The 12034-nt window shown below is 44.0% G+C and carries 2 protein-coding genes, 24 tRNA genes, 1 rRNA gene and 1 riboswitch; of the genes, 26 read left to right on the top strand and 1 reads right to left on the bottom strand.

Annotated elements, in window-relative coordinates; translation table 11 throughout:
• The first annotated feature begins 629 nt into the window (after positions 1 to 629).
• Complete coding sequence (locus ACQKFO_RS14440) at positions 630 to 6299, top strand: pullulanase (RefSeq protein ID WP_427599533.1); 5670 nt, start codon at positions 630 to 632, stop codon at positions 6297 to 6299.
• A 902-nt stretch (positions 6300 to 7201) separates the two neighbouring features.
• On the opposite strand, the gene ACQKFO_RS14435 is transcribed toward ACQKFO_RS14440, so the two are convergent.
• The gene (locus ACQKFO_RS14435; RefSeq protein WP_427599531.1) at positions 7202 to 8098 is read right to left on the bottom strand and encodes an N-acetylmuramoyl-L-alanine amidase; all 897 of its coding nucleotides are present in this window, start codon (positions 8096 to 8098) and stop codon (positions 7202 to 7204) included.
• Positions 8099 to 8379: 281 nt separating this feature from the next.
• Positions 8380 to 8465, top strand: a riboswitch (cyclic di-GMP riboswitch).
• Between the two features lie 681 nt (positions 8466 to 9146).
• On the opposite strand from ACQKFO_RS14435, the gene ACQKFO_RS14430 reads away from it, so the two are divergent.
• From ACQKFO_RS14430 to ACQKFO_RS14310, 25 genes are all read left to right on the top strand, one after another.
• Positions 9147 to 9221: transfer RNA gene (locus ACQKFO_RS14430), tRNA-Glu, on the top strand.
• Between the two features lie 4 nt (positions 9222 to 9225).
• Positions 9226 to 9301 (top strand) — tRNA-Val (locus ACQKFO_RS14425).
• A 114-nt stretch (positions 9302 to 9415) separates the two neighbouring features.
• Positions 9416 to 9491, top strand: a tRNA-Thr gene (locus ACQKFO_RS14420).
• A gap of 23 nt (positions 9492 to 9514) precedes the next feature.
• Positions 9515 to 9590 (top strand) — tRNA-Lys (locus ACQKFO_RS14415).
• A gap of 40 nt (positions 9591 to 9630) precedes the next feature.
• Positions 9631 to 9715: transfer RNA gene (locus ACQKFO_RS14410), tRNA-Leu, on the top strand.
• Positions 9716 to 9723: 8 nt separating this feature from the next.
• Positions 9724 to 9798: transfer RNA gene (locus ACQKFO_RS14405), tRNA-Gly, on the top strand.
• A gap of 7 nt (positions 9799 to 9805) precedes the next feature.
• Positions 9806 to 9894 (top strand) — tRNA-Leu (locus ACQKFO_RS14400).
• A gap of 57 nt (positions 9895 to 9951) precedes the next feature.
• Positions 9952 to 10028: transfer RNA gene (locus ACQKFO_RS14395), tRNA-Arg, on the top strand.
• A 7-nt stretch (positions 10029 to 10035) separates the two neighbouring features.
• A tRNA-Pro gene (locus ACQKFO_RS14390) sits at positions 10036 to 10112 on the top strand.
• Between the two features lie 7 nt (positions 10113 to 10119).
• A tRNA-Ala gene (locus tag ACQKFO_RS14385) sits at positions 10120 to 10195 on the top strand.
• A 77-nt stretch (positions 10196 to 10272) separates the two neighbouring features.
• Positions 10273 to 10346, top strand: a tRNA-Met gene (locus tag ACQKFO_RS14380).
• 29 nt (positions 10347 to 10375) lie between these two features.
• Positions 10376 to 10449 (top strand) — tRNA-Ile (locus ACQKFO_RS14375).
• An 8-nt stretch (positions 10450 to 10457) separates the two neighbouring features.
• Positions 10458 to 10550: transfer RNA gene (locus ACQKFO_RS14370), tRNA-Ser, on the top strand.
• 27 nt (positions 10551 to 10577) lie between these two features.
• A tRNA-Met gene (locus tag ACQKFO_RS14365) sits at positions 10578 to 10651 on the top strand.
• A 78-nt stretch (positions 10652 to 10729) separates the two neighbouring features.
• Positions 10730 to 10806 (top strand) — tRNA-Asp (locus ACQKFO_RS14360).
• A 60-nt stretch (positions 10807 to 10866) separates the two neighbouring features.
• A tRNA-Phe gene (locus ACQKFO_RS14355) sits at positions 10867 to 10942 on the top strand.
• A 36-nt stretch (positions 10943 to 10978) separates the two neighbouring features.
• Positions 10979 to 11062, top strand: a tRNA-Tyr gene (locus ACQKFO_RS14350).
• 25 nt (positions 11063 to 11087) lie between these two features.
• Positions 11088 to 11161, top strand: a tRNA-Trp gene (locus ACQKFO_RS14345).
• Positions 11162 to 11178: 17 nt separating this feature from the next.
• A tRNA-His gene (locus ACQKFO_RS14340) sits at positions 11179 to 11251 on the top strand.
• Between the two features lie 8 nt (positions 11252 to 11259).
• Positions 11260 to 11334 (top strand) — tRNA-Gln (locus ACQKFO_RS14335).
• Between the two features lie 2 nt (positions 11335 to 11336).
• Positions 11337 to 11410 (top strand) — tRNA-Cys (locus ACQKFO_RS14330).
• Positions 11411 to 11419: 9 nt separating this feature from the next.
• Positions 11420 to 11493: transfer RNA gene (locus ACQKFO_RS14325), tRNA-Gly, on the top strand.
• Between the two features lie 9 nt (positions 11494 to 11502).
• Positions 11503 to 11579 (top strand) — tRNA-Ile (locus tag ACQKFO_RS14320).
• Between the two features lie 9 nt (positions 11580 to 11588).
• Positions 11589 to 11663, top strand: a tRNA-Asn gene (locus ACQKFO_RS14315).
• A 304-nt stretch (positions 11664 to 11967) separates the two neighbouring features.
• Positions 11968 to 12034 (top strand): 16S ribosomal RNA (locus tag ACQKFO_RS14310); the annotation flags it as partial.

The following is a 12034-nucleotide window of genomic DNA, read 5'->3' as shown; positions in this document are numbered from 1 at the left end:
TTTGGGTTCTATTTGCAATCAGTAAATATAGAACGTCAACTTAAATGATCACTGCTTCCGGGCAACCCTTATTCAAAGAAAATTCGACATGGAGGATCAATTATCCATATTGAGGATCAATAAATCAAAATCAGGATTCATCATTTCATACCGGGATTGAAAATAGTCCGATCTGGATCAATTTCTCTGCGAGAGGGTTCCGAATCAGGATTAAAAGCCAATCCTGCCCCCTTCTAATCGTTCAGATCTCCACTCCAGCAAAAAAAAGTCGTTTTTCGTGCAAAAGCAGACATAATATTGCCGTTGGACCTCTTTTCGAGCACAGTGCCACCTCAATAGTAGCAGCCTGCGGGGAAAACAGCTGCTACCTTATTCTTTAAAATAGCCACAACGTCTACAATAAGAGCCTTATAAAATTAGGAATAAAATCCCCCTTTTGTCATATAGCTACTTCTATGAATATATTGTAAAATAAAAAAAGACAGATAATTGTAAGCGCTTGCACTAGTTCGAAATAACTACCCCGAGAATCACCTCACATTTTTTTAACTACTTGTGCAAACGTTTTCACTCTCAGCAAGAGCACTTCTATTATTCTATTAATCCAATTTAAGAGGGGGAAAACATGAATGGGAAATAGGACAAAGCGTCGATTCTCAATTTTTATGACTTTGATGATGCTGATAAGTCTGTGGTCACCATTTGCACCGGCAGCTTCTGCAGTGGCGGATGGAAATGCCTCGGTGGAATCAGCAGAGTCCATTGATCGCACAGTACGCTTCACGTATGATCGTGAAGACCAAACGTACGGAGACTGGAACATTTGGGCCTGGAATACAGGGGTACAGGATGATCAAATCAACTTTGACTCCTATGAAAATGGAGTGGCGGTAGCTAACATTGCCGTTGCACCTGAAACAGAGCAATTCGGTTTCGTTCTTCGAAGTACCGAGGATTGGAATACGGCGGAGAAGGAGTTTGGCGATCGTTTTATTAAAGTGAACAAAAACGACACCATCACCAAGGCGTACATAACAAGCGGTGTTGAGGAAATCCGCATTGTACCGGATGGATCGGCTCCAGTGATCGATCAGGGAAATGCGACGTTCTATTATCGTGATAAAGAATTATTCGCAAACGATGCGATGGATTCGATTGAAAAAGTAGAGTTGAAGTACAACGGGGAAACGAGAGAAATGACGTATGAACCTGAGAATGAACGGTTCGTACTAGCATATGACAACATTCCGAATGGGAAAAACCCGTACTCCTTTTTAGTCACGAAAGATGGTGAAACGACAGAAGTAAGCGACCCTTACAATACAGTCGATGGGGAATCGTTTATTGATTTCCAAAAAGCGGATCTGACGGTTACGGGTTCAGTGTCACCAAATGCTGTGGACTATAATGAAAACGCTGTCTTATCAGTTGGTGTGGATGGGCTGACAGAGGATGTGAAAATCCAAAAAATCACGGCGGATGTTTCTTCACTAGGCGGATCAGAGAAACTTGAAATCGATCCTTCATTAAAGGAAGTGACGTTAGCAGTCGATGATGATGTAACGGCAGGAACAAAATCGATTCCTCTGACCGTAGTGGATTCCTATGGGAACTATTATGAGGGAACGACTGAAATCGAAGTAAAAGCAAGACAGTCTGTCGGCGATTCGGATCTCGATTGGGATGAATCCATCATTTATTTCATGCTGACAGACCGATTCTTCAACGGGGATACGTCGAATGATGATCCTTACAATCTGAATTATGATAAGAGCAAAAGAGGTACGTATCAAGGTGGAGATTTTAAAGGGATCACAGAGAAACTGGATTACCTTGATAATCTTGGTGTGAATACAATCTGGATCAGTCCAGTCGTTGAAAATATTAAGTATGATGTCCGTTCCGTTGAAACAAACGGGGAATCGGATCAGCCTTATTTCGGATATCATGGCTACTGGGCCAGTAACTTCGGTGAGCTGAATCCTCACTTTGGATCAATGGAAGAATTCCATACGTTAATCGATGAGGCACATGACCGCGGGATAAAAATCATGGTCGATGTGGTGTTGAATCATACAGGGTATGGGTTAAAAGAAATCAATGGAGAGCTTGCTGAGGATAAGCGTCCAGCAGGTTATCCGACGGATGCAGAAAGAGACAAGTACAGCGATATCGTTCGTCAAGGTGCTGATGTCGGTACGGATGAAGTGGTCGGTGAATTAGCAGGATTACCAGACGTCATCACGGAAAATCCAGAAGTTCGCCAACAAATCATCGATTGGCAAACGGATTGGATTGAAAAAGCGACAACGGCAAAAGGGAATACGATTGACTATTTCCGTGTTGACACTGTGAAGCATGTGGAAGATACGACGTGGATGGCTTTTAAAAACGCCATCACGGAAAAAATGCCTCAACACAAAATGATTGGTGAAGCATGGGGAGCAAGTGCTGACAACCAGCTGGGATATCTTGATACTGGAACGATGGACTCCCTTCTGGACTTCGGTTTCAAAGGTATCGCTCATGAATTCGTAAGCGGCAACCTGAAAGCAGCCAATGATAAACTGACGGCACGAAACGGAAAAATCGATAACACAGCAACACTTGGACAATTTTTAGGAAGTCATGATGAAGACGGATTCTTGTATTCGTTAGGCGGAGATGAAGGCAAGCTGAAAGTGGCTGCTTCACTTCAGGCAACGTCGAAGGGACAGCCGGTCATTTATTACGGTGAAGAGCTTGGACAAAGTGGAGCGAACAATTATCCGGAATATGATAACCGCTATGATTTTGCCTGGGATGATGTAGAAGATAATGACGTGTTAGAGCACTATACGAAGATTTTAAACTTTAGAGGGGCACATTCCGATGTGTTTGCTAAAGGGGAGAGAAAGACTGTCGGTGGTTCGAATAGCGATCAGTTCCTGGTATTCTCTCGTGACTATAAAGAGGATTCTGTATACGTTGGTTTGAACGTGGCGGACGAAGCGAAAGAAATTACGTTGACAGTGGATTCTACGGATGCAGTCGTGACGAATGCGTATTCCGGTGAGACATTCAATGCTGACGGAGGAAATGAAATTACGCTGACTCTTCCTTCTAAAGCAGACGGCGGTACTGCGTTATTGACCGTTGAAGGCGGTAAGATTACAGGTGCTGAAGCAGGATCAGGTTCTGGCGGCGGGGAAAATCCCGATGTAGAGCCGGTTCCGGAAAACAACATCCGTATCCACTATAACCGTACCGATGGAAACTACGAAAACTTCGGTGCTTGGCTTTGGAATGATGTGGCTTCCCCATCGGCTAACTGGCCGACAGGTGCTACCATGTTTGAAAAAACCGACAGCTACGGAGCCTACATTGATGTTCCCCTGGCTGAAGGCGCGAAAAATATTGGCTTCCTGGTAATGGATATTACAAAAGGGGATGCCGGTAAAGATGGAGGAGATAAAGGATTCACGATCCCTTCACCTGAGGTAAACGAGATTTGGATCCAACAAGGTTCTGATAAGGTGTATACGTATGAGCCGGTTGATTTGCCGGAGAACACGGTGCGTATTCATTATGAGCGTGAAGATGGGAACTATGAGAATTTCGGTGTGTGGAATTGGGGAGATGTCGCAGCACCATCAGAAAACTGGCCGACAGGTGCGGCTGATTTAGCGGGTGAAGACCGTTATGGTGCTTATGTAGACATCCCGTTAAACGAAAATGCGAAAGAGATCGGCTTCATTATGCTGGATGAGTCGAAAGGCGATGCTGGTAAGGATGGCGGCAACAAAACGTTCAATCTGTTAGATAAATATAATCACTTATGGGTGAAGCAGGGCGACGATACGGTCTACATTTCTCCACACGGGGATGTGGCAACGGGACTGATTTCTTCTGAGGTCATTTCAGACGATACGATCCGTCTGAATTTCACAATGACAGACGGGTTGACAGAAGAAGCGTTATTGTCCGGTTTGGCCATCAAAGACAGTGCTGGATCCGATGTGACGGTGCAAAGTGCTGAAATCACCGGAGACAAAACAGTGGAAGTAAAAGCTGATTTTGACCTGGAAAAACTGTCACTATCGATCACTTACTCTGGCAGAACCGTTTCAGCGGCGGCAGGCTGGAGACTGATAGATAACAAATATGCTTACGATGGGGACGACCTCGGTGCCACTTACAAAAAAGGCGATGCTACCTTAAAGCTTTGGGCACCGAAAGCAAGCAAGGTCGTCGCGAACTTCTTTGATAAAAAAGATGCCGCGAAACCAATCGGCAGTGTGGAACTGACCCTTGGTGAACAAGGAGTTTGGTCAACGGAAGTAAAAGCAAAAGAGTTAAAGGTAAAAGATCTGAAAGGCTACTACTATCAATATGAAGTAACCAATGACGGAGTAACGAAAAAAGTCTTGGATCCTTATGCGAAATCTATGGCTGCTTTTACCGTAAATACAGAGGGTGAAGCGGGACCTGACGGCGATAATGTCGGGAAGGCGGCGATCGTCGATTTAAAAGGAACCGACCCTAAGAAGTTCAGCCATGCGTCCATCGATGGCTATGAAAAACGTGAAGACGCGGTCATTTACGAGGTCCACGTACGTGACTTTACATCCGATCCTTCGATTGAAAAAGATTTGAAGAAGGAAAGATGGGGTACCTATGACGCCTTCATCAAGAAACTTGATTATATTAAATCAATGGGTGTGACCCACGTTCAACTGCTTCCGATCATGGCCTGGTACTACGGTGATGAAACGAATATGGGGGAACGTGAGCTTGAGTATTCAGCGGGAGGCAATGAATACAACTGGGGATATGACCCTCACAGCTACTTCTCCCCGGACGGTGCGTATTCACAGGATGCCACTGATCCGCAACTACGAATCGAAGAAACGAAACGATTGATCGATGCCATTCATGATAAGGGTATGGGCGTCGTACTCGACGTGGTCTACACGCATATGGCGAAAACAAGCACACTGAACGACATCGTGCCAAATTACTATGCGTTCCAGGATGACAAAGGAAACTTCCTTGGAGGGTTCGGAAACAACCTGGCAACCAACCATACAATGGCTGAGAAACTGATGGTCGACTCAGTGAAATACTGGTTCGACGAATACAAGATCGATGGTATGCGATTCGATATGATGGGCGACGCAACCTACCCATCCGTCCAAAAAGCTTATGACGCAGCGGCTGAAATCAACCCGGACGCACTGTTCATCGGTGAAGGCTGGAGAACATTCGCCGGTCACTTGTCTGATCCTTCATTAGAAGGAATGGGTGCCGACCAGGACTGGATGGACAAAACCGACGACGTAGGAGTCTTCTCCGACGAAATCCGTAACGAACTGAAATCCGGCTTCGGTTCAGAAGGTGAGCCGAGATTCCTGACAGGCGGAGCACGCGACATCAACACGATTTTTAACAACATCAAAGGGCAACCTGGCAACACAGCAGACGATGACCCGGGCGACATGGTTCAATACATCGCAGCCCATGACAACCTGCCGTTATACGATGTCATTGCCCAATCGATCAAAAAGGACCCGGCCATTCCGGAAAACAACCTGGAGATTCATAAGCGTATCCGCCTTGGTAACTCCATGATTTTAACATCACAAGGAACGGCCTTTATCCACGCTGGCCAGGAATACGGACGAACCAAGCAATGGCTAGGGGAAGGCGTTCCGGAACAGAAATATCATGAGCTGGAAGACGAAGAAGGCAACCCATTCGGTTACTTCATCCACGACTCATACGATTCATCCGACGCCATCAATAAGTTTGACTGGGAAAAAGCAACGAATAAGAAGAAATATGAAATCAATACAACGACGAGAGAATATACAGAAGGTTTGATTAAGCTTAGAAGATCAACCGACGCTTTCCGTTTAGGTGAGCAGGCGCTGGTTGACCAGAATGTATCTCTATTGGATGTACCTGAGATGGCTGATACAGACTTGATGCTTGCTTATAAGAATGTATCCACAGATGGTACAGGTGAGTACTACGTATTTGTCAATGCGGATAGCGAAGCACGTACCCTATCGGTGGGTGACTATGACTTATCTAAAGGGAAGGTTGTTGTAGACAACGATGAAGCGGGAACAAAGCCTGTTTCTAAGAAATCTGGATTTACATTGACGAAAGATACTTTGACTTTGGACCCTTTAACTACTGTTGTGATCAAGGTGGAGAAGCGGGACGTGGGGACAGGTCCCTTGTCCCGGATCCTGAATTGGTGGTGGGAATGGGGGAGAGGTCCCTTATCTTGGATTCTGAATTGGTGGGACTAGATCCCTTGGTCCGATTTTTGAGTAAGCGTTACTTCAATACAGGTATAATGTCATTTAAGTAAGTAACGTTGCAAGTTCATGTAAAGTGAATGTTTCAAGACAATAATAACCAAGAGTGGCGATTTTATTGCACTCTTGGTTTTTTAGTTTTCGTGCTCATTCAATAAGGATGTTCACGATTTATGTCGTATATGATGATTCAAGTAATAAAGCTTCTATCTTTCTTCGCTTTTCTTATAAACTAATTTCCATTATCCGTTTAATTGAATAAGTATAGGAATAGAGATGACTTTCAACATTACAGATATAGTTTAATAAACAATCGTATTCACTTACTAGTGAGGGAAACAGAGGACAATTTCTGATGCTATCAAATGAATTAATTCCAGTTATGATTATTTGTACAACTCAAAATTTAATCGTTTCGGTAACATAGTTTAAAATCGTTTTAATAAAGAAAATGTAGAAACTTCGGGATACTTTCTCAGGGTCCTCCGTTTAATCAATCAAAATCCTTTAAAATCAGCGCCACACAAAGGTGTTTTCAAAAGTTCATGAATACACTAAGAAGAATAGCGGTGTCATCGGTGCTCTCTTCCCGCTACAATTAGACAGAAATAATAAGTACATAGATATGTAGAATTCATGGTGAAGCAAAACAGTAATTATTTCTTAGATGAAAATCTAAAATAGAAAGACGGATATGAAAGTAAATGTGGATAACCATAAGCATGCTACAGAAGCTGGACAGGCATAATCGGAATAATCTATTAAAGAAACTAAAACAAATTGATGGAGTAAGAGGAAGGGATCGATTAAGAGTAACAGGAATCTCCAAGTGTGTAATTGACCGTGTCCGAAAAGGAGGACCGGGGACAGTCAGCCTGTCCCTACGTCCACTCTTATAGCTGTTTAAGATACTCCTCAATTTTCCTATACGTATCGTAACGGTCAGCCCCTGAAAGAACGACAATGTTATCAGCGATTAACCCATCTTTCTTCCCACCGCAGACAATCAGTTCTTTTGCTACTTTTCCACTTATCGCATTGCGGGGATAAATCGGGCATTTTAATCTGTTCGCCAATAATTCAGCTGCCGGATAATCATTAAATGTACCAATCACAATCGCTTTCTCTAGCATATCATCTTCCTCCTTCGGTTTTTCAGTCGGTTTAGGCGTATCAGGGAAATAAGGCAAGTTAAAATATTCCAGTACTCCTTTAGCGGCTTCTCTCGCCACTTCTTTTTGGTAGTCTTTATCAAGCATAAGTTTAGCTTCTTCGGGATGATCCATGAACCCATTTTCCGTCAGGATGGCGACGCCTTCGAATTCCCTGGTTATATGAAGGTCCTGCTCAATGATTCCACGCCACACTTGCTTGGTCCCTTGCCTTAAATATTTCCCTACGCTATTGGCCAGTTCCCTTGCATACTTGCTTCCAGGTTGGATATGAACAGAGATCCCGCTCGGGTTTGACCCGCTGAAAGACCCATCAAATGCATTGAAATGAAAGCTTACTAACACGATTTTCACATTCGATGCGCCGTATTTATTGATGTAGAACTTCAATAATCGATTTGCTTCATTTGTTCTGGCTGTCAACGGGACATCTTTGGTCGTTGGTGAAATATCATGGATGATGACCCCATGCCTCTTCAATTCATCCCCGAAAAACTCACTCACAGGTTCATTGAACTCATTCTCCTTAATCGACCTGCCCAGGGAGCTGATATAGGGAGACCTCTTTCCAGGAGTCTCTAATCCATGACCAGCATCCCTTAATACTACATAAATCATCTAAATTCCCCCTTTACTAGTAATATATTCACAGCTTGTCTTATTGGTTACGGTGGATTGGGCGCAGGCACCTTGTCTACCCGGTCACTACCAATCCCTAATTCCCTAGGACAAGGGACCGTTTCCTCCGTCCCTTATCATTCTTTTAGGAATAAAAGGTTTGATATCAAGAAAAGTATGGTATTATTCAAAAGTAGTAAATACGACTTATACTTAACTATGATTCTTTCACTAGTGAAGGTGCATTCGCTCGTATATCACAAACCAATCTTTCATAATTCGTACGATAAAGGCAAACCCATTGAAAAGTGGTGACGCAAAACTATAGGGGCTAATGTCTTAACGACGACGCTTGCCAGTTTTCGAAACGTACTCCTGCGACGTGGAGGAGAAATGATGAAGGTGACTCGATTTTTATCACAAATGAAATTACAATGGCACTCTATGAGGATCCATTACAATCTCGTATTACTAGAGGGCTGTTTAGATTGCCGACTCAAAAAGAAACTGAAGGAAAAAATAACGTATCATGAAATGAAGTTAGATAACCTATATTAGTGGTACAAAGGGAAAGATAAAGGAAGATGAAATTTGCAATACGCTAATATGAAAAAAAGCAGCCAACTTATATGTAGGAGGTTGGCTGCTTTTTTCTATTTAATCCCGTTATGCCTAAACAATAATTTGCGACAACGGACCTGTCCTTCTTTCCCAAAATCATAAAAGAAGACTCGCTTATATTTTGATAACGTATGTTTTCCTTCCATAACTGAAATGGAGGGAAGGGATTTGAGGGGGTATCAGTTTAACTAAATAGGGAAGTGGATCATTAAAAGTTTTGAATTTGAATTAGAAATAAACATTAAGAGATTTTAAAATTGACTATTGATATTAACTTTATAAATATGGTATATTCTTTTTCGGCTTACAAAATTGTTAAGATGAGTAAGTTGAAAAAAGTTTTCTTTTTTATTTTTTAGAAGTTGACTTCTGCGAAATGAATTGTTATAGTTATACATGTCCTTAAGCGGGATACTCACATAGATATGGCCCATTGGTCAAGCGGTTAAGACACCGCCCTTTCACGGCGGTAACACGGGTTCGAATCCCGTATGGGTCACCAATTTGGAGGATTAGCTCAGCTGGGAGAGCATCTGCCTTACAAGCAGAGGGTCGGCGGTTCGATCCCGTCATCCTCCACCAAGTTTTTTTACGCAAGTAAAATAAACTACAACAAATTACGCAAGCAAAATATCTTTTTTTTGAATTGCTTCTGTGAAGTAACTTTCCGTTAAGACTTCATATGAAAGTAAATATGCCGGTGTAGCTCAACTGGTAGAGCAACTGACTTGTAATCAGTAGGTTGGGGGTTCAAGTCCTCTTGCCGGCACCATTTGGTTTCTTACTTGTATAGATGAGCCATTAGCTCAGTTGGTAGAGCATCTGACTTTTAATCAGAGGGTCGAAGGTTCGAGTCCTTCATGGCTCACCAAAGATTTTCGTGAATTCGAAATATCTAATTTTCTTATCATGCGGGTGTGGCGGAATTGGCAGACGCACCAGACTTAGGATCTGGCGCCGCAAGGCGTGGGGGTTCAAGTCCCTTCACCCGCACCATTTGTTTCGCGGAAGTAGTTCAGTGGTAGAACACCACCTTGCCAAGGTGGGGGTCGCGGGTTCGAATCCCGTCTTCCGCTCCAAGAATTTGCCGGGGTGGCGGAACTGGCAGACGCACAGGACTTAAAATCCTGCGGTAGGTGACTACCGTACCGGTTCGATTCCGGTCCTCGGCACCAAAGTTTTTTGCGTCAGCAAAATAACTTTCCATTCATTACTACAATAGAAAGCATTTAGCGCCCGTAGCTCAATTGGATAGAGCGTTTGACTACGGATCAAAAGGTTAGGGGTTCGACTCCTCTCGGGCGCGCCATATATTTCGGGAAGTAGCTCAGCTTGGTAGAGCACTTGGTTTGGGACCAAGGGGTCGCAGGTTCGAATCCTGTCTTCCCGACCACTTCTTTGGGGCCTTAGCTCAGCTGGGAGAGCGCCTGCTTTGCACGCAGGAGGTCAGCGGTTCGATCCCGCTAGGCTCCACCAAGTTTTTTTACGAAAGTAAAATTAACTTCATTGATTTTCGCTTAAGCAAAAATCAAATTGAATAGTAAATGTTTCGTGGCGGTGTAGCTCAGCTGGCTAGAGCGTACGGTTCATACCCGTGAGGTCGGGGGTTCGATCCCCTCCGCCGCTATTACTCAATAAACAATGTACGATTTATAAGGACCCTTAGCTCAGTTGGTTAGAGCAGACGGCTCATAACCGTCCGGTCGTAGGTTCGAGTCCTACAGGGTCCATTATACACGGAGGAATACCCAAGTCCGGCTGAAGGGATCGGTCTTGAAAACCGACAGGGGTGTAACAGCCCGCGGGGGTTCGAATCCCCCTTCCTCCTCCATGTTTACCTTCACTATATTTATATCGTCGCGGGGTGGAGCAGTTCGGTAGCTCGTCGGGCTCATAACCCGAAGGTCGCAGGTTCAAATCCTGTCCCCGCAATACCATTTTGACTTAGGATAGGATAATCCTTGAAGAGTCACGCATGGATAGTTATTTTCGCTATCGCGAAAAAACTTTGGTCCGGTAGTTCAGTTGGTTAGAATGCCTGCCTGTCACGCAGGAGGTCGCGGGTTCGAGTCCCGTCCGGACCGCCATTTTCAATTAGTTAGTAATAGGAAGTTGGTCATTTGATAATTTAATCTTCTATATAATATGGCTCAGTAGCTCAGTTGGTAGAGCAATGGACTGAAAATCCATGTGTCGGCGGTTCGATTCCGTCCTGAGCCACCATTTATACTTAAGAACCTTTAAGTATTTCTTTTATTTGGAGGGGTAGCGAAGTGGCTAAACGCGGCGGACTGTAAATCCGCTCCTTCGGGTTCGGCAGTTCGAATCTGCCCCCCTCCACCATTTTTAATAAAATTCTCTAATATATAGGGGCATAGTTTAACGGTAGAACGAAGGTCTCCAAAACCTTTGGTGTGGGTTCGATTCCTACTGCCCCTGCCAAAGATATGTTAAACATGGCGATTGTGGCGAAGTGGTTAACGCACCTGATTGTGGTTCAGGCATTCGTGGGTTCGATTCCCATCAGTCGCCCTTTATATTGGGCTATAGCCAAGCGGTAAGGCATCGCACTTTGACTGCGACATGCGTTGGTTCGAATCCAGCTAGCCCAGCCAACGGCGGCATAGCCAAGTGGTAAGGCAGAGGTCTGCAAAACCTTTATCACCGGTTCAAATCCGGTTGCCGCCTCCAATTCTTCATGCGGGTGTAGTTTAGTGGTAAAACCTCAGCCTTCCAAGCTGATGATGAGGGTTCGATTCCCTTCACCCGCTCCAATTATTCTTGGGCCTATAGCTCAGCTGGTTAGAGCGCACGCCTGATAAGCGTGAGGTCGGTGGTTCGAGTCCACTTAGGCCCACCATTTTATTATTCCGCAGTAGCTCAGTGGTAGAGCTATCGGCTGTTAACCGATCGGTCGCAAGTTCGAATCTTGCCTGCGGAGCCATTTTCTTCTTATAAAGAGTTAATGGAAAGACAATCTCTTTTTTTGAGAAAGTTTTAAAAAGAAGTTGACTTCTGCGAAGTTAACTGGTAAAGTATTATTTGTTGCCACAAACGGACAACGAAAACACGATGAACTTGATCGAAACTATCTTAAAAAAAGTTGTTGACATCAAATGAATGATCGTGTAACATAGTAAGGGTCGCTTCGAGACAAGCACTTACACATTGAACCTTGAAAACTGAACAAAACAAGACAATACGTCAACGTTAATTCTAAATTTATTTTTAAAGAGCTATTCAAACTTTTATCGGAGAGTTTGATCCTGGCTCAGGACGAACGCTGGCGGCGTGCCTAATACATGCAAGTCGAGC

The organism is Rossellomorea sp. NPDC071047 (genome assembly GCF_050270195.1).
Classification (GTDB): domain Bacteria; phylum Bacillota; class Bacilli; order Bacillales; family Bacillaceae_B; genus Rossellomorea.
The sequence above is the reverse complement of the archived record's forward strand: the minus strand, read 5'-3'. Positions and strand labels throughout refer to the sequence as shown.